Below are 16,125 nucleotides of genomic sequence, written 5' to 3'. Positions count from 1 at the left end.
TATGACACACGACGCGAAAAACCCGATCCAATCCGATCTCACGCTGGTGACGATCCTGGAGGCCATCGAGGAACTGGGGGGCGGGCGGATCGGTCGTATCACCGAGACGACGGGACTCACGAAGAGTACGGTCCACAACCACCTCAGCACGCTCCGCCAGGAGGGATACGTCGTCAAGGACGGCGAGGACTACCACCTGGGGCTTCGGTTCCTCCAGTTGGGCGAGTCGGCGCGCAACTACGGGCCGCTGTTCGCGTTCGCCCGATCCGAGGTCGACGCTATCGCCGCCGAAACCGGTGAACTCGCTAACCTCGCGACCCGGGAGAACGGACGGGGCGTCTATCTCTACCGCACGCAGGGCGAGACGGAAGTCCAGTTCTCGACCGACGCTGGCGAACGCCACGACCTTCACTGTTCGGCCACCGGGAAGGCGATGCTGGCGTTTGCGCCTCAGGCGGTCGTCGACGAAGTCGTACGTACGCACGGACTGGACCCCTACACTGAACACACGATCACGTCCCGCGAGGAACTCGAATCGGACCTCTCCTCGGTCCGGGAAGAGCAACTGGCACTCGACCTCGAAGAGTACGAGAAGGGCCTGCGCTGTATCGCCTCGCCGATCCTGAACGACGACGACCACGCCCTCGGGGCGGTCAGCCTCTCTGGCCCGGCGATGAAGTTCACGGGCGAGTACTTCCACGAGGACCTCGCGGAAGCGGTCAAGAGCGCGGCCAACGTCATCAGCCTCAACATCTCCCGGGCCGAGGACACGTCGTACTGACGTTTCGCGTCACGAAACGGACTGCCGGCTCGTCCCGGGAAAACATTTATAATAATTGTATACATCGTCTCTCGTGTATGGCGCACCAGTCCGACAGTCTCGCCGAACGCAGCGACCAGGCGCGACAGAACCCCCTCGCCGATCAGCTCGCCGACGTGCCGGTCATCGACATGGACGTTCACACGTCCTTCCGGCACGAGGCGATCCAGCGCGACATGCTGGACCACCTCGACGACCCGTATCGCCAGGAAGTGGAGTACTACCTCCAGCCAGACACCTCGTCGTACGACGGGCTCTACCCGACGGACAACTACAACCGGGATCTCAACGGGAAGCTACCGACCGAGTTGATGCAGGTGACCGATCCGCAGGAGGACATCGACGATGTCCTCTCGAACGAGTTCCACGTGGACTACCCCATCGTCAACATGCTCCCGGAACTCAACATGGTCCGCCAGACGGACAAGGCGGTCGCGTTCAACCGCGCCGCGAACAACGTCCTCATCGAGCGGTTCCTCGACGGGCAGGAGAACTTCCGCGGACTGGCGTCGGTCGTCCCGCACGATCCGGCGGCCTCCGCCGAAGAGATCGACCGTGTCGCGAAGGAAGACCAGATCTGTGGCGTGTTCCTCAACTCGACGGGCGTGAAGACGCCCCTCGGTGACCAGCGCTACGACCCGATCTACCGGGCCGCCGAGGACAACGACCTGCCGGTCGTCTACCACGGCGCGGCCGCTCCCGGACTGGCGCTCGACTTCCCGATCATCCAGCACGAGATGCAGACGTACATGGCGAACCACGCGCTGGGGCACGTCTACTCGCAGATGCTGACCCTCACGAGCCTCTTCGAGAACGGGACGCCGGCGAAGTTCCCCGACCTGGAGTTCGTCTTCCAGGAGGCCGGCATCGCCTGGCTCTCGCTCATCTTCCGGCTCAACCGGGAGTACAAGCAGCGCCGGAGCGAGGTCCCGCTGCTGGAGAAGACCCCGGAACAGTACGTCCGCGACCAGTTCTACTTCGCCACCCAGCCCCTCGACGAGCCCGACGACTCGACGATGATGAAACAGCTCATCGAGATGTGGGGACCGGACGTGCTCATGTTCGCGACGGACCACCCCCACTTCGACATCGACAACACCGAGGCCCTGCTGAAGTATCTGGGTGACTTCACCGAGGAGGAACGGAACAAGGTGTTGTACAAGAACTCCGCGGACGTGTTCGACATCGACGTGGAAGCATGAGCACCGAGACCACCGACCTGGGGCTCGACGACGACGAACACGTCGTCGCGCGCACCGACGAACTCACCGAGGGGGAACGCCTCATCGCCCTCCTCGACGGCAAGGAGATCGGCGTGTTCAACATCGGTGGCGAACTCCACGCCTACCCGAACTGGTGTGCCCACCAGGGGGGCCCGCTCTGTGAGGGGATGCTCAGCGGTACCGTCGAAGGCGAGTTCGACCGCGACGAACTGGAGACGGAACTGGAGTGGTCCCGCGAGGGCGAAGTCCTGAGCTGTCCCTGGCACGGCTGGGAGTTCGACGCGACCACCGGCGAGTGTCTCGTCGACGACGGCTGTCGGCTTCGGTCGATCCCCGTCCGTGCCGAGGCCGGCCACGTCGTCGTCACGCTGTAGGCGTATCGTTCGACAACCGACCGATCCAAGACACCACCATGACAGACTCAGACATCGTTTCGGAGTTCGAAGACCTGTACACGCCGGCGATCGCCGACGTGCTCCACGAGTACGGCTACGAGGAACAGACGATCGACCCACAGATCACCCCGCTCGAAGACGGCATGAGCATCCTCGGGACGGCCTTCCCCATCGTCGGGCGGCCCAACCGGAGCGTCGACGCCGACGAGGTGCTCGAACGCTTCCTCGAAATGCACGAGGATGTCCCCGAGGGCGGCGTGATGATCTACGACACCAACGACACGACATCGGCCCACCTGGGCGAACTGGAGGTCACCTCGCTCCAGCCCGAAGGCGTCGCCGGGGCCGTCATCGACGGCGGCGTCCGTGACACCAGCGTCATCCGCGAGCGCGGGTTCCCGGTGTTCAACCGGTACACGTCGCCGGTCGACTGTATCTTCCGCTGGGAGCTCCTCGACTGGAACACCGAGGCCGTCGTCGGCGGCGTCCGCGTGAGTCCGGGCGACGTGGTCGTCGGCGACGGGGACGGCGTCGTCGTCGTCCCCGAGGAAGTCGCGGCCGATGTCGCCGCCGACGCCCACGAGATGGCGTCCTCGGAGGACGCGGTCCGTTCCGCGCTCGAAGACGGCGTCGAGGCTACCGAGGCCTACGAGCAACACGGGACGTTCTGAACTCCCCAGGAGACAGACGAACGGAAAACGTGTGTTCGACCGCGGTCAGCGGTTCGCGTAGACCGTCTTCGTCGTCGTGTAGAACTCCAGGCCGGCGTCGCCCTGTTCTCTGTACAGTTCGTTCGAGGAGCCTTTCATCCCGCCGAAGGGGACGTGTAGCTCCAGCCCGGTCGTCTTCTCGTTGATCTTCACGACACCGGACTCGACCTGGTCGACGAAGGTGTTGATCTCCTCGGCGTCCTCGCTGACGATGCTGGCCGAGAGGCCGTAGTCGGTGTCGTTGGCGACCGCGACCGCTTCCTCGAAGTCACCGACTTCGATGACGCTCAACACCGGCCCGAACACCTCCTCCTGGGCGATCCGCATCTCCGAGACCACGTCCGAGAAGACGGTCGGCTCGACGAAGTGCCCGCTCTCGTGGACGCCCCCGTCGAGGGTCTCCCCGCCGGTTTCCAGGGTCGCGCCTTCGGCCCGTGCCACGTCGACGTACTCCTGGGTGACTTCCAGTTCCGACTCGCTGACGTGTGGCCCCATGTCCGGGTCCGCCCGGCCGGGACCGATGTCGAGGGTCTCCGCGTACTCGACCATCCGATCGAGGAACTCGTCGTGGACAGCCTCGTGGACGATGGCCCGCGAGGTGGCCGTACAGGACTGGCCGGTCGTGCCGAAGGCGCCGACGCCGACGATGTCGACCGCCTCGTCGAGGTCGGCACTGGGCATCACGACGGTCGGGTTCTTCCCGCCCATCTCCAGTTGGACGCGCTTCTGGTCGGCGGCGGCGTCCTGATAGACTACGTCGCCGGTCGACGCGCTCCCGGTAAAGGAGATCGCGTCGATGTCCTCGTGGGCCGCCAGGACGCCCCCGATGGTGCTTCCCGAACCGGTCACGAAGTTGACGACCCCGTCCGGGAGGCCGGCTTCGTCGAGACACTCGACGAGTTTCTTCGCGCTGAGGGGCGCCTGTGAGGCCGGTTTGAGCACCGCGGTGTTGCCGGTCGCCAGCGCCGGCGCGAGCTTCCAGGCCGGGATGGCGCTGGGGTAGTTCCAGGGGGTGATGAGCCCGGCGACGCCGACCGGTTCGGTCTTTGCGCGGATCTCCGCCCCGGCCGAACTCGCGGGTTTGATCGACCCGCCGTGGTCGCGGGCCTTCTCGGCGTAGTAGAACAGGATGTCGATCGACCGCTGGACTTCGCCGCTGGCCTCGCTGTGGGTCTTGCCCTCCTCGGCGACGAGCGTCTCGACCAGTTCCGCCTTGCGCTCGCTGGCGATCGATCCGGCCTTCCGGAGGATCTGTCCCCGCTCGGGGCCGGGTGTGTCCGCCCACGCCTGTTGTGCGTCCGCTGCGGCCTCGACCGCCCACTTCGCGTCGTTCTCCGTCGAGTACTGGAGCTGTCCCACGACTTCCGTCTCCGCGGCCGGGTTCGTGACGGCGAACGTCTCGCCGGACTCCGATGCGACCCACTCGCCGTTACAGTAGTTGTTGTGCTCGGTCGGCATGCACGGCGAACCTCGGAATCCACCGTGTTAATGGTTTGGGCTCCCCCGCGGCAGTCTCGGCCGAACCCTGCATATTGGGGAAAGTTATTTATACTATCACTGCAATCGTACAGAATGAATCATGCACAAAAGCAGGCGGTCATTCCTTCGAGCAGCAGGCGCACTGGGTATCGCAGGCACGGCGGGCTGTTCCGGACTCGTCGGTGGGAGCGGTGGCGGCGGCGGCTCGATCACGATCGGCTCGAAACGGTTCGCAGAACAGGAGATTCTGGGGCACATGTCTATCGCGGCCCTGGAGGAAAACACCGACCTGACGGTAAACGACGAGACGGGGCTGGGCGGCACCTCACAGAACGTCAACGCGCTCAAGAACGACGAGATCGACAGCTACTGGACCTACACCGGGACCCTCTGGCACCAGATCCTGGGCGAGGAGGAGATCATCGCGGACCCCCAGCAGATCTACGAGCAGGCGGAGGCGGGCGCGGAGGAACAGTGGGGGCTCACACTGACCGAACCCTCGGAGGCAAACGCCACCTGGACGATCATCGCCCGCCCCGACTGGGCGAACGAGCACGGGATCGAGGCGATCAGCGACTTCGCGTCGTTCGTCAACGAGGGCAACACCGACATCACGTTCGTCTCATACACCGAGTACGCCGAGCGGGAGGACGGCCTGCCGGCGCTGCTCGACGACTACGACATCGAGCAGTCGGCCTGGGACGCCGTCGACCTGAAGAAGGTCGGCTACGGCGGGCTGAACTACCAGATCCTCAACGACGAACAGGCCGTCGCGACCTCCGGGTGGCAGACACAGCCACAGATCTTCGAGTACGACCTGCGAATCCTGGACGACGACCGGAACCACTTCTCGAACTACGACATCGTTCCGATCATCTCCCAGGAGCAACTCGACGCCAACCCGGCGATCGAGGAGACGTTCGACGAGATCGCGCCGACGGTCACCACCCAGAAGATGCAGGAGATGAACCTGAAAGTCAGCGTCGAGGACAGGGAACCCGCGAACGTCGCCAGGGAACACCTGTCCTCGGAAGGCCTGATCTAGGACGATGACAGCCGACTCACCCGGACTCGTTCTCGACGCCGTCCTGCCGGCGGTGTTCGCCGGCCCGCTGGCGGAGTACCAGACGTTTCTCTCGCGGTACGCCGGGGAACTGCTCGTCCTCGTGTTCGAGCACGTCGACATCGTCGCGCTCTCGATCCTGCTCGCCATCCCCATCGGTGTCTCGCTGGGCGTGTTGATCACGTTCAACGACACCGCGGCGACGGTGGTCCTCTGGCTGGCCGGCGTCTCGATGACGGTCCCCAGTATCGCGCTGTTTGGCCTGCTCATCCCCGTGTTCGGCATCGGGGAACCGCCGGTGATCGTCTCCCTCGTCGTCTACTCCCAGTTGCCGCTGGTCCGGAACACCTACGTGGGACTCAACGGCGTCGACGAGGCGGCGCTCCAGTCCGGGCGCGGACTCGGGATGACCCGGCTCGAACGGCTGCGACAGGTCCAGGTCCCGATGGCACTGCCGGTCATCATGACGGGCCTGCGCAACGCCATCGTCATCATCATCGGCGTGGCGGCCATCGGCGCCTTCGTCGGCGCGGGCGGCCTGGGCGACTTCATCTTCCAGGGGATCCGCGAGCGCAACGTCCCGATGATCGTCGTCACGACGCTCGTGCTCGTGGTGTTAACGCTGGCGTTCGACTATCTCTTTGCGATCAGCGAGCAGCTGTTCCGGCTGCGCAACGGCGAACAGATCGACCAAGCACGACCCACGCAAGCACTCTGGAAGGTACTCTCATGAACGACCCAGTCATCGAGTTCGAGAACGCGGCGAAGACGTACGGCGACACGGTGGCCCTCGACGGGGTGAGCTTCACCGTCGAGGAAGGCACCACGACGGTCCTCGTCGGTCCGTCCGGCTGTGGCAAGACGACGACGATGAAACTCGTCAACCGCCTCGAAGACGCGACCAGCGGGACCGTCCGGTTCGAGGGCGACGACGTACAGACCGTCGACAAGATCGATCTCCGGCGCAACATCGGCTACGTCATCCAGGACATCGGGCTGTTCGACCACATGACCGTCGGCGAGAACGTCGGGACCGTTCCGCGGCTGCTCGACTGGGACGAGGACCGCATCGCGGAGCGCGTCGACGAACTGCTTTCGCTGATGGACCTCCCGCCCGACCAGTACCGCGGCGACTACCCCCGGGAGCTCTCGGGCGGCCAGCGCCAGCGCGTGGGTGTGGCCCGGGCGCTGGCGGCCGATCCCGACGTGATGTTGATGGACGAACCCTTCGGCGCGCTCGACCCCATCACGCGGGAGAACCTCCAGAACGAGTTCCTGGAGATCCAGGACGAGATCAACACGACGATCCTCTTTGTCACCCACGACATCGACGAGGCGCTGAAGATGGGCGACAAGATCGCCATCTACGATGTCGGCGAGGTCGTCCAGTACGACACTCCCGAGAACATCCTCGAGGACCCCGCAAACGAGTTCGTCCGGGACTTCATCGGCCAGAACCGCGGGCTGAAGAAGCTCCAGGTCCTCGATGTCGGGTGGGTCATGGACACGACGCACTCCGTGACCGGGACCGCGGCCGCCGACCTCGACGGGACCGGGAGTACGCCCGACGGGATCGCGACGAACGAGACCGGCCAGCCGGTGACCGTGGAGCCGGACCAGAGCACGGACACGGCGCTGTCGCTGCTCGTCGAGTCCGACGGCGACTGGCTGCCGGTCGTCGAGGACGGCACCGTCGTCGGGACCCTCGACCTCGACCAGATCAACGCCGAGACATCGCCGTCGAAGGAGGTCCTGTATGAGTAATCTGCTCGTGGCCGCCTTCGAGTACCTCGTGAACAACTTCGACGGCTTCCTGACGCTGTTGCGCGAACACGTCGTCCTCGTGCTCGTCGCACAGGTGGCGGCCATTATCGTCGCGGTCACCGCCGGCGTCCTCGCGACCCGGAACGACCGGATCAAGACGTGGGTCCTCTCGGGCGGGAACGTCTCACAGACCATCCCGCCGCTGGCGGTCATCGCGCTCGTCTTCCCCTTCGTCGGGATCGGGTTCAACTCCGCGCTGGTCGCCATGTGGGTGTACGCGTTGCTGCCGATCATCACCAACACCATCGCCGGGATCGAGGAAGTCGAGGAGAGCACTATCCGCTCGGCCGAGGGGATGGGGATGACCGAGCGGGAGATCCTCTGGGACATCCAGCTTCCGCTGGCGGTGCCCGTCATCTTCGCCGGCATCCGGACCAGCACTGTGATGAACGTCGGGACGGCCTACCTGGCCATCTTCATCGGCGCGGGCGGCCTGGGCGACTGGGTCGTCACCGGCATCCAACTGTTCAACAACCCGCAGATCCTCGCCGGCGCGATCCCCGGCGCGATACTGGCGATCTCGCTGGATACGGTCCTGGGCGCCGTCGAACGGACGCTCGACACGCAGACCGCGACGGCCGCCGAGGCCTGATCGCTGCTCGTTCTCGTCACTTGCCGACGCAGACGCTCGTTCTCGCCGCCGCTACTGTCGTCCCAGCCACCAGAGCGGGCCGGCAGTGAGCGCGAAACACGCGAGGAGGCTCGCGAACGCCGCCGGATACCCGACTCGTGCCGCCGCCGTCCCGACGTACGCCGGACCGAGGCTGCCGACGGCGAAGTAGACGGCCCGGATCGCTCCCAGATCCCCGCCCATCGTCTCCTCGGCGAGGACCGCAGCCAGGTAGACGTACATGGCCGGCCAGATCGTCGTCAGCCCGATGGCGAAGGCGAACAGCCCGACGCCGACGCCGACGAGCGAGTCGGCCACGACGAGGGTCGTCAGTCCGACGGCCCCGCATCCGGCCGCACCGACACCGATCCAGAGGGGCGAGGCCCGGTCGCTGAGGGCGCCCGCGACCGGCGTCGTCACCATCCCGACGACGAACACCGCGGCGAAGGCGGCCGTCGCTTCCAGAGCGGTGAACGACTTGTCCGCTTGGAGGTACGCCGGGAGGAAACTCGCGCTCCCCTGCCACAGAAACATCGAGACCGACAGCACGAGCACGACCGCGTACGTTCGGCGCGACTGGAACAGCCGCCCACAGACCGCTCGGAGGTCGAGCCCGACTGTCGATACGGTGTAGTCGTGGCGGTTCAGGCGGTGGGTTCCGACGGCGACGACCGCCAGCAACACACCGACCGGCAGGAAGGCGTCGCGCCATGTCACCGAGCCGACGACGACGGCCGCCAGCACCGCCGAGAGCGCACTCCCGAGGTTGACGGCGGCGTCCCGGATGCCCAGTGCACGGCCGCGGTGGTCCTCGAAGAGGTCACGCAGGAGGACGAACCCCGCGGGCTCGAACAGCCCGTAGCCGGCGCCGACGAGGCCGAGGCCGGCGACGAACAGGGGGAACAGCGTCGCCGCCGACAGCAGGACGAAGCCGGCGATCATCACTGCCTGGCTGACCAACAGGACGATTCCGGCCGAGAGCCGGTCCGCGTACCGCCCGCCGGGGTACTGCGCGACGGCGTTGCACCCCCACATGAACGAGACGGACACGCCCGCCTCGGCCGAGGTGATCTGGAAGTAGTCGATGATCTCCGGGAGCATCGGCGCGACGACGAGCAGCCCCGAGAGGGAGATCACGATACCGATCGCGTGCACGTTCAACTGTCTGCCACTGTGGTCGCGGAACGTCTCTATCATGGGTGGAACTGGGTCGACCTGCCGACGGCTGGTGGGCCGCCGGAGAACGCGTGCCGTCGGTGACCGGCTCAGTCCGAGGCGTACCGGGGGACGTGTCCACACTCGGGACAGGCGCCACACCGGGACGGCTCGACCTGGCTGTCACACTCGCGACAGGCGTGTCGGTACACACGAAAGCGTCGTCGGGGACGGCTGATAAAACTGCCGGGGGGTCACTCGGCGGCCGCGGTCACGAGGCGCTCGAACGCCGCGGCGGTGATGTCGAAGACGGTGTTGGCGTCGACATCCCGTCGTCGGTGGACCGTCTCGACCGGCTCGCCGTCGACTCTGATCTCCCAGCGGCTCACCTTCGAGGGCGAGGGGTCGATGAACCGGATCTGGCAGTCGTACCGGGATTCGAGTTCCGAGACTGTCTCGTGGACGTAGGTCCCGTCGTCGAAGCGGGGCGCGTCGTACCCCGGAAGCTCCAGTTCCCCGCGGATCTCGACGTTCTCGTCCCACCAGGGCGGCACGTCGTCCGGTGTCTGTTCGCTGTCGTCTCCCATATCGCCACGTCGAGCGGCCAGCACAATGAACGTTGGCCTACTGCGAGAGCAGGACGACGGCGACGACCGCCAGTCCGAGGCCGGTCAACTCGACGCCGGTCAGCGTCTCGTCGAGGAAGAGGATCGCGAGCACCGTCGTCACGAGCAGGTACATCCCGCTGACGCTGGTGGCGATGGCCGCCGACCCGGTGTCGAGTGCCGCGTAGTAGGCAAGCGTCCCACACCCCAGGAACAGCCCGCTCAGCACGGCGTAGCCGGCGCCGCCGGCGGACCCGACGAGCGAGGCGTCCGTCAGCAGTAAGTAGCCGCCGACCGCGACCAGCCCGGCGACGTACGTGATCGCGACGGCCTGGCCGACGGGGATCCGCTGGGTCGCGAACTTCGCCAGCAGCGCCCAGCCCGCGTAGAGGAACATCGCCGCGACAGCGAACAGCAGCGACTGGTCAGTGACCACGGCGGGCCTCCCGGTGCTGTGGACGGTCGATCGGCTGGCTGGCGGTGCTCGTGACTCGCCTCCGGTTCATACTCCGTGATCGCCGTCCCGACTGTTAAATCTATGCCGGACAGCCGTGTGCCGGCTCGAAACGAAGCCTTATGTGGGATTGTACATGTACGTTCGGGCAAGATCCATGGGAGAAAACGACAGAGCGGTCCCGGGCCGCGTTCGAGGGGGGAGGGTAGTGGCCGCTTCGGGTTCCGGGGCGATCACGCACGGAACCGACGGGCTGTGGGCCGGGAGCGACCATGAGTAGCCGCTGGCCGGGACCGCTGGCGGCGGCCCGCGAGGAGGTCGAACCGTCGGTGTTCCTCGGCGGCGCCGTGCTGACTGTCGTCGCAATCGGGCTCGTGGCGGCGTGGCCGGCGGCGGCCGCCGAGCAGTTGACGGCCTGGAACACGTGGCTCTGGGGCAAACTGAGCTGGCTCTATCTCTGGGCGATGTTCCTGGCGGTCGTGTTCTGCGTGTGGCTCCTGATCGGGCCCTGGGGCGACATCAGGTTCGGCGGCCCCGACGACGACCCCGACTTCTCGTACCCGTCGGTCCTGGCGATGCTGTTCTCGGCCGGGCTCTCGACCGGGCTGGTGTTCTACGGCCCCGCGGAGGCACTGTTTCACTACCGGTCGGGCATCCCGTTCTTCGAGTCCGGTGCCCGGAGTGCGGCGACGGTTCCCGACGCGATCCAGTATACGCTGCTCCACTGGGGGATCTCGCCGTGGTCGGCGTATCTCGTCTTCGGCATCACCATCGGTTACTACGTCCACCGGGCGGACGCGCCGATCAAGCCTTCGACGGTGTTCGCGCCCTTCGTCGGCGTCGAGAACCTCGATCGCTGGTGGATGAAGCCGGTCGACATCCTCATGGTCGTCGTCTCCGTCGGCGGGGTCGCCGTCTCGCTGGGGTTCGTCGTCACGCAGTTTCTCGCGGGACTGTCGTACAACTACGGCGTGACCGTCGGCGACCTGGGGACGCTGCTCGTCACAGTTGGCCTGACGGTCGGGTTCACGTTTTCGGCCGCGCTGGGCGTGAAACGCGGTATCCGGCGGCTCTCGACGCTCAACATGTACCTGTTCGGGACCTTGCTCGCCGTGCTGTTCGCCTTCGGGCCGACGGCCTATCTGCTCTCGGTGGGAACCGAGGCGTTTGGCGGCTACGCCGGCGAGTTCGTCTCGATGAGCCTGTTCACCAACGCCGGCGGCGACGGCGCCTGGGTCGGTCGCTGGACCGTCTTCTACTGGGCCTGGTGGTTCTCTTTCGCCCCCATGATCGGGATCTTCATCGCCCGGATCTGCCGGGGTCGGACGGTCCGACAGATCGCGTTCGCCGGCCTCGTGGGGACATCGGCGGCGTCGTTCCCCTGGTTCGTGGTCACCGGTGGCTCGTCGCTGTGGGCCCAGGAGACCGGTCGTCTCGACCTCCTCGGGGTCGTCGCCGAGCGCGGGATCGCCGTGGTCGGGTTCCCGCTGTTCGAGGCGCTGGTCCCGCTGGGTGGGGTGTTCTCTGCCGTCTATCTCCTGTTGGTCATGACCTTCCTCGTGACCACCGTCGACTCGACGACGCTGAGCCTCGCGATGTTCACGACCGGCGGCGACCCCCACCCGTCGACGGCCAACCGCGTCGTCTGGGGGACCCTCGTGGGCCTGCTCACGTCGCTGTTGCTGAGTACCGGCGGGATCGCCGCGCTACAGGACCTGGTTGTCCTGCTGGGACTGCCCGTCGCGCTCGTCCTCGTCCTGTGTCTCGTCGGCCTGGTCTGTGAACTGGAGCAGACACGGCCGGTCCTGCTGACCGAACGGGGCGACGACGACTCCCGGACCGTCGCGGACGCCGTCGCCGACCGCAGTCCGTTCGCCCGCCGGGGCGACGACTGACGCAGGGGCTTCGGGGTCGCGCACGCACACGCGACACCCACCAATTTTAAGTTGATGCATCGGATTGGTTAGAGACGAGTCATGAGTCAACAGACCGTGGTACTCGGCGGTTCCGGAGCGATGACATCGGGTTGTGTCTACGACCTCCACAAGACGAGCGACTTCGACGAGATCGTCGTCGCCGACGCAGACGAGGAGAACGCGCGCCGGCTGATCGAACTACTGGACGACGACCGCTTCCGGTTCGAACCGGTCGACGCGACGGACGCGGACGACATCGCCCGCGTCCTTGACGGCGCGGACTACGTCGTCAACGGCCTCCCCTATCAGTTCGAGGAGAACGTCCTCGACGCGATGGAGGAAGTCGGCGACCTCACCGGGGTCGACCTGAACGCCTTCGACTTCGACGACGTGCTCTCGCGGTCGGAGTCGTTCGCCGAGGCGGGCAACTCGCTGTGGTTCGCCAACGGCGGCCTCGTCAGCACGATCGCGCTCGGGATGGCCGCCTGTCAGACGCTCGACGATGTCGGCGATGTCAACTTCTACTGGGGCATGTGGCGGTTGCTCACACAGACGACGCCCGGGCTGACCGACACCGTCACGTACGAACACGATCCGAACGTCGACGAGCGGGCCAAGTGGGTCGACGGCGAAGTCGTCGACGACCTCCCGGCGTTCAGCCAGCAACGCGAGTTCGAGTTCCCCGAACCGATCGGCGAGGAGTCGACCTACGTGATCTCCCACCCCGAACCGATCACGTTCCCGAAGGCACCCATCGCACAGGAGAAGGATGTCGACACGATCATCACGCGCGGTGCCTGGCACGACGAGTGGAAGCGCTACGAGCGGACGCTGCACGCCGCCGGTGCCTTCGACTCCGACGGTGTCGAGGCCGAAGACACCACGGTCGACCCGGTCGAGGTCATGCAGACACAGGTCAAAGCCGACGGGCAGGCCCGCGAGTCCGAGTGGCAAGCGCCGGCGGACCTCTCGCCGGAGACCGACTGGACGCCCCAGACTATCCTCTCGGCCGAGGTGACCGGCAGCGTCGACGGCAGCGACGAGCGGACCGTCCTGCATTTCACTCAGCCGTTCCCGTTCTTCGACGGGAACGACATCACGCTGATGCGCGAGTACGGCTGTTATGTCGGTGTCCCGCTGTCGGTCACGCTGCAGTTGATGGCCGAGGGGAGCGTCGACGAGGACGGCATCTTCATCACGGAGACGAGCGGTCTCGACGCCGACCGATACTTCGAGGAGATGGAGTCCCGTGGCTTCGAACTCCGCGAGGAACAGACTCCCCAGCCCTCGACCCCACCCACGCAGGACTGACAGGCTCGCTTCGCCGCCGGCCAGTGGCGACACCGTCGACCGATCCGACGTTCGCTCGCTCCGAACAACAATCCCGGATATAGTCTTTGAATAGCGTGTTTTATAATCAATGGACTACCAAGTAAACAGAAATGGTGGTTGTAGAACGCTAAAACAAGAATTATACTCTCTATAGCGTCGATAGTGGTAGAAAATGTCCCTATATGCTATAGTATAGGTCCGCTTCTATACCGATACTGCGGACGAAGCTGAGAAACGTCCGCATAATGACCAAAACTGTTCGAATATACCCCCAGTACAGCAGCGTTTCGCTGCAGACTGACTAGATATGAGTGCAAAATCAGACATTCGATATTAAAATGGCGCCGATACGATCAGCGAAGGAGGAGATAGCGACATCGCCCTGTTCCTGCGCGGCCGAGTCCGGACCCCGCTCGGTTACCCCGACCGAGCGGGCGGGAGTCGGCCCCCACGCTCGGGAAGTCACGACTCCTATATTGGTCTCAATAGATGTCGGACCACGGTTTCAAAATCGATTATAAAATTTCTCGGGCGATTTCGAGCGGTTTCGAACGGTCTGTAATCGGCCGAAAAACGTGGTGAAACGAACCGGAAACCGGTGAACGAAACTGAATCGAAGCCCACGGTCTGCCCTTTATATGGGGTTGCCAGTACATGGTGGAGATACGTGACCCAGTCATGTCCACTGCTGACCCCTCCATCCCACGCCCGCCCGCTGTCGCATCGAGCCTGCAAGCACTCCTGACGACGATCGTCGGGGCCGTCGTCTCCGTCTTCCGCGGCGTCGCCTTCTGGGCGACGATCCCACTGCCGTTGGTCATCGCGGGCACGCTCGCGACCAACGTGGTCGCGACCGAGCCCTTCCTGGTCGGTGGCCTCGTCGTCCTGAACGTCCTGTGTGCCGCCCTGGGCCACAACTACTCCCCGAACGCATGAGCCTCTGTCCCCCCGCCCACGAATCCACGCACCGCCGCGAGAAGACCGGACTGTTCTGTCCGGCCTGTCCCCACGAGAGCCCGCTCGACGGCGACTGGATCGCTGACGACTCCGCCGCCGGCGAACGGTTGCTCTGCCCCCGCTGTGGCACTGTCGTGGTCGACCAGCCCGGCGTCTGACCCCCTGACTGGGTTTTCTCCGGCCGCCCGGAGGAACGGATACTTTACCCTTCGGACACGTTCTCCCGCCAATGAGCGACGCAGACGGCGGTCCGAAACAGGTCTCGGACCCCGCCTACCACAGCGAGAACCACACGGCGGCACAGACCTGCGGCTGGACGAAAAACGCCATGCGGGGCGAGGGGAAGTGTTACAAGTACATCTTCTACGGCATCGAGTCCCACCGCTGTATCCAGATGACGCCCGTGGTGAAGTGCAACGAGCGCTGTGTGTTCTGCTGGCGGGACCACGCCGGCCACGCGTACGAACTGGGCGACGTGGAGTGGGACGACCCGGCGGCGGTCGCCGAGGCCTCGATCGACCTCCAGCGGAAACTGCTCTCGGGCTTTGGCGGCAACGACGAGGTGCCCCGTGAGGTGTTCGAGCAGGCGATGGAGCCGCGCCACGTCGCCATCTCGCTGGACGGCGAGCCGACACTGTACCCGTATCTGGACGAACTCATCGAGGAGTTCCACGCGCGGGACATCACCACGTTCCTCGTTTCGAACGGGACCAACCCGGAGATGCTGGCCCGCTGTGATCCCACCCAGCTGTACGTCTCCGTCGACGCACCGGACCGCCAGACCTTCGACTCGACGGTCAAAGCCGTCGAAGACGACGCCTGGGACTCGCTGATCGAGACGCTCGACGTACTGGCCGAGAAAGACGACACACGGACGGTCATCCGGACGACGCTCGTCAAGGGCCACAACATGCACCACCCCGAGTGGTACGCGGCGATGTGTGACCGGGCCGACGCCGACTTCGTCGAACTGAAAGCCTACATGCACGTCGGCCACTCGCGCGGCCGCCTGGACCGGGACTCGATGCCCGAACACGGTGAGGTGCTCGACTTTACCGAACAGGTCGGCGAGTACCTCCCCCACGACGTGATCAAGGAGGTCGGGGAGTCCCGCGTCGCGATGCTCGCTCGCGAACAGGAGACCTGGGTCCCGAAACTGGAGAAGGGGAGCGAGTTCTGGGAGCAGGACGCGCTAGTGGAGTACTGAGGACAGCGAACGGAGTGAGCAGCCGCTTTTTCGCCACCGAAAGACTCGCTGTGCTCGTCTTTCGAGCACTCGTTCGCTACGCTCACGAGAACCACGTTTTTCAACGAGCGGTGACCGAACGGAGTGAGGTCACCCGAGGCAAAAAAAGGTGGGCGAAGACGACGCGGATGCCGGCGCCACGGAACCGGTGTTCCGGGACGGACAGGTCGTCCGTGTCGTCTGGACACAGCCCGATACTGGCGAGGCGACCGTCTTGGTCGAGCGGACGTTTAGCTATTGAGGGCGAGGGTTCGGTCCAGCGCCCGTCGATGCCGCTCCTCGTGGGGAGCGCCAGGAGGTGGGCGAGAGTCTACAGGTCGGGCGGCAGACGCTCTC

General features: G+C 65.4%; 18 protein-coding genes. 14 read left to right on the top strand and 4 right to left on the bottom strand.

What is annotated here, in order from left to right; all coding sequences use genetic code 11:
* The first annotated feature begins 1 nt into the window (after position 1).
* The 4 genes from P1L40_RS07220 to P1L40_RS07205 all read left to right on the top strand — a co-directional run bounded on the left by P1L40_RS07220 (position 2) and on the right by P1L40_RS07205 (position 3,109).
* Positions 2 to 781: an IclR family transcriptional regulator gene (locus P1L40_RS07220; RefSeq protein ID WP_284010654.1), complete on the top strand. Its 780-nt coding sequence runs from the start codon at positions 2 to 4 to the stop codon at positions 779 to 781.
* A gap of 77 nt (positions 782 to 858) precedes the next feature.
* Positions 859 to 2,022: an amidohydrolase family protein gene (locus P1L40_RS07215; RefSeq protein ID WP_284010653.1), complete on the top strand. Its 1,164-nt coding sequence runs from the start codon at positions 859 to 861 to the stop codon at positions 2,020 to 2,022.
* Positions 2,019 to 2,417 carry a Rieske (2Fe-2S) protein gene (locus P1L40_RS07210; protein ID WP_284010652.1) on the top strand — a complete coding sequence of 133 codons (399 nt, stop codon included), beginning with the start codon at positions 2,019 to 2,021 and terminating at the stop codon, positions 2,415 to 2,417. Before P1L40_RS07215 ends, P1L40_RS07210 begins: the two co-directional genes overlap by 4 nt.
* 38 nt (positions 2,418 to 2,455) lie before the next feature.
* Positions 2,456 to 3,109: an RraA family protein gene (locus P1L40_RS07205; RefSeq protein WP_284010651.1), complete on the top strand. Its 654-nt coding sequence runs from the start codon at positions 2,456 to 2,458 to the stop codon at positions 3,107 to 3,109.
* Positions 3,110 to 3,154: 45 nt separating this feature from the next.
* Here P1L40_RS07205 and xacF read toward each other — a convergent pair whose 3' ends face one another.
* The gene (gene xacF, locus P1L40_RS07200; RefSeq protein WP_284010650.1) at positions 3,155 to 4,606 is read right to left on the bottom strand and encodes a 2,5-dioxovalerate dehydrogenase; all 1,452 of its coding nucleotides are present in this window, start codon (positions 4,604 to 4,606) and stop codon (positions 3,155 to 3,157) included.
* 121 nt (positions 4,607 to 4,727) lie between these two features.
* Between xacF and P1L40_RS07195 the strand changes: the two genes are divergently transcribed.
* Genes P1L40_RS07195 through P1L40_RS07180 form a run of 4 tightly spaced genes read left to right on the top strand, consistent with a single transcriptional unit; the run spans position 4,728 to position 8,106 of the window.
* Positions 4,728 to 5,672, top strand: coding sequence for a glycine betaine ABC transporter substrate-binding protein (locus tag P1L40_RS07195; protein WP_284010649.1), 945 nt, complete (start codon positions 4,728 to 4,730; stop codon positions 5,670 to 5,672).
* 4 nt (positions 5,673 to 5,676) lie between these two features.
* Positions 5,677 to 6,423, top strand: coding sequence for an ABC transporter permease (locus P1L40_RS07190; protein ID WP_284010648.1), 747 nt, complete (start codon positions 5,677 to 5,679; stop codon positions 6,421 to 6,423).
* Positions 6,420 to 7,454: an ABC transporter ATP-binding protein gene (locus P1L40_RS07185; protein WP_284010647.1), complete on the top strand. Its 1,035-nt coding sequence runs from the start codon at positions 6,420 to 6,422 to the stop codon at positions 7,452 to 7,454. The genes P1L40_RS07190 and P1L40_RS07185 overlap by 4 nt, the downstream gene beginning before the upstream one ends.
* On the top strand, positions 7,447 to 8,106 hold the full coding sequence (locus P1L40_RS07180; RefSeq protein ID WP_284010646.1) for an ABC transporter permease: 660 nt from the start codon (positions 7,447 to 7,449) through the stop codon (positions 8,104 to 8,106). Before P1L40_RS07185 ends, P1L40_RS07180 begins: the two co-directional genes overlap by 8 nt.
* Before the next feature lie 51 nt (positions 8,107 to 8,157).
* Here P1L40_RS07180 and P1L40_RS07175 read toward each other — a convergent pair whose 3' ends face one another.
* The 3 genes from P1L40_RS07175 to P1L40_RS07165 form a co-directional block, all read right to left on the bottom strand.
* Positions 8,158 to 9,321 (bottom strand): MFS transporter, encoded by a 1,164-nt coding sequence (locus tag P1L40_RS07175; RefSeq protein ID WP_284010645.1) that lies wholly within the window; start codon positions 9,319 to 9,321, stop codon positions 8,158 to 8,160.
* 212 nt (positions 9,322 to 9,533) lie between these two features.
* The gene (locus tag P1L40_RS07170; RefSeq protein ID WP_284010644.1) at positions 9,534 to 9,866 is read right to left on the bottom strand and encodes a hypothetical protein; all 333 of its coding nucleotides are present in this window, start codon (positions 9,864 to 9,866) and stop codon (positions 9,534 to 9,536) included.
* 37 nt (positions 9,867 to 9,903) lie between these two features.
* Positions 9,904 to 10,320 carry an EamA family transporter gene (locus P1L40_RS07165; RefSeq protein ID WP_284010643.1) on the bottom strand — a complete coding sequence of 139 codons (417 nt, stop codon included), beginning with the start codon at positions 10,318 to 10,320 and terminating at the stop codon, positions 9,904 to 9,906.
* Between the two features lie 290 nt (positions 10,321 to 10,610).
* On the opposite strand from P1L40_RS07165, the gene P1L40_RS07160 reads away from it, so the two are divergent.
* The 6 genes from P1L40_RS07160 (at position 10,611) to P1L40_RS07135 (ending at position 16,030) form a co-directional block, all read left to right on the top strand.
* Complete coding sequence (locus P1L40_RS07160) at positions 10,611 to 12,233, top strand: BCCT family transporter (RefSeq protein ID WP_284010642.1); 1,623 nt, start codon at positions 10,611 to 10,613, stop codon at positions 12,231 to 12,233.
* An 81-nt stretch (positions 12,234 to 12,314) separates the two neighbouring features.
* On the top strand, positions 12,315 to 13,565 hold the full coding sequence (locus P1L40_RS07155) for a saccharopine dehydrogenase family protein (protein WP_284010641.1): 1,251 nt from the start codon (positions 12,315 to 12,317) through the stop codon (positions 13,563 to 13,565).
* Between the two features lie 699 nt (positions 13,566 to 14,264).
* Positions 14,265 to 14,522 carry a DUF8028 family protein gene (locus tag P1L40_RS07150; protein WP_284010640.1) on the top strand — a complete coding sequence of 86 codons (258 nt, stop codon included), beginning with the start codon at positions 14,265 to 14,267 and terminating at the stop codon, positions 14,520 to 14,522.
* Entirely contained in the window at positions 14,519 to 14,701 is a 183-nt protein-coding gene (locus P1L40_RS07145) for a DUF8106 domain-containing protein (protein WP_284010639.1), read from the top strand. The genes P1L40_RS07150 and P1L40_RS07145 overlap by 4 nt, the downstream gene beginning before the upstream one ends.
* 71 nt (positions 14,702 to 14,772) lie before the next feature.
* Complete coding sequence (gene twy1, locus P1L40_RS07140; RefSeq protein ID WP_284010638.1) at positions 14,773 to 15,750, top strand: 4-demethylwyosine synthase TYW1; 978 nt, start codon at positions 14,773 to 14,775, stop codon at positions 15,748 to 15,750.
* A gap of 148 nt (positions 15,751 to 15,898) precedes the next feature.
* Positions 15,899 to 16,030, top strand: coding sequence for a hypothetical protein (locus P1L40_RS07135; protein ID WP_284010637.1), 132 nt, complete (start codon positions 15,899 to 15,901; stop codon positions 16,028 to 16,030).
* Positions 16,031 to 16,125 lie beyond the last annotated feature (95 nt).

Source organism: Haloarcula pelagica, assembly GCF_030127105.1.
GTDB lineage: Archaea > Halobacteriota > Halobacteria > Halobacteriales > Haloarculaceae > Haloarcula > Haloarcula pelagica.
The sequence above is the reverse complement of the archived record's forward strand: the minus strand, read 5'-3'. Positions and strand labels throughout refer to the sequence as shown.

What these genes read in the sequence shown, in the direction of transcription:
- P1L40_RS07215 (WP_284010653.1), top strand. Translation starts at nt 859, where the DNA reads ATGGCGCACCAGTCCGACAGTCTCGCCGAACGCAGCGACCAGGCGCGA.
- P1L40_RS07150 (WP_284010640.1), top strand. Translation starts at nt 14,265, where the DNA reads ATGTCCACTGCTGACCCCTCCATCCCACGCCCGCCCGCTGTCGCATCG.
- P1L40_RS07145 (WP_284010639.1), top strand. Translation starts at nt 14,519, where the DNA reads ATGAGCCTCTGTCCCCCCGCCCACGAATCCACGCACCGCCGCGAGAAG.
- P1L40_RS07205 (WP_284010651.1), top strand. Translation starts at nt 2,456, where the DNA reads ATGACAGACTCAGACATCGTTTCGGAGTTCGAAGACCTGTACACGCCG.
- P1L40_RS07185 (WP_284010647.1), top strand. Translation starts at nt 6,420, where the DNA reads ATGAACGACCCAGTCATCGAGTTCGAGAACGCGGCGAAGACGTACGGC.
- P1L40_RS07170 (WP_284010644.1), bottom strand. Translation starts at nt 9,866, where the DNA reads ATGGGAGACGACAGCGAACAGACACCGGACGACGTGCCGCCCTGGTGG.
- P1L40_RS07180 (WP_284010646.1), top strand. Translation starts at nt 7,447, where the DNA reads ATGAGTAATCTGCTCGTGGCCGCCTTCGAGTACCTCGTGAACAACTTC.
- P1L40_RS07175 (WP_284010645.1), bottom strand. Translation starts at nt 9,321, where the DNA reads ATGATAGAGACGTTCCGCGACCACAGTGGCAGACAGTTGAACGTGCAC.
- P1L40_RS07195 (WP_284010649.1), top strand. Translation starts at nt 4,728, where the DNA reads ATGCACAAAAGCAGGCGGTCATTCCTTCGAGCAGCAGGCGCACTGGGT.
- xacF (WP_284010650.1), bottom strand. Translation starts at nt 4,606, where the DNA reads ATGCCGACCGAGCACAACAACTACTGTAACGGCGAGTGGGTCGCATCG.
- P1L40_RS07190 (WP_284010648.1), top strand. Translation starts at nt 5,677, where the DNA reads ATGACAGCCGACTCACCCGGACTCGTTCTCGACGCCGTCCTGCCGGCG.
- P1L40_RS07155 (WP_284010641.1), top strand. Translation starts at nt 12,315, where the DNA reads ATGAGTCAACAGACCGTGGTACTCGGCGGTTCCGGAGCGATGACATCG.
- P1L40_RS07210 (WP_284010652.1), top strand. Translation starts at nt 2,019, where the DNA reads ATGAGCACCGAGACCACCGACCTGGGGCTCGACGACGACGAACACGTC.
- P1L40_RS07220 (WP_284010654.1), top strand. Translation starts at nt 2, where the DNA reads ATGACACACGACGCGAAAAACCCGATCCAATCCGATCTCACGCTGGTG.
- twy1 (WP_284010638.1), top strand. Translation starts at nt 14,773, where the DNA reads ATGAGCGACGCAGACGGCGGTCCGAAACAGGTCTCGGACCCCGCCTAC.
- P1L40_RS07160 (WP_284010642.1), top strand. Translation starts at nt 10,611, where the DNA reads ATGAGTAGCCGCTGGCCGGGACCGCTGGCGGCGGCCCGCGAGGAGGTC.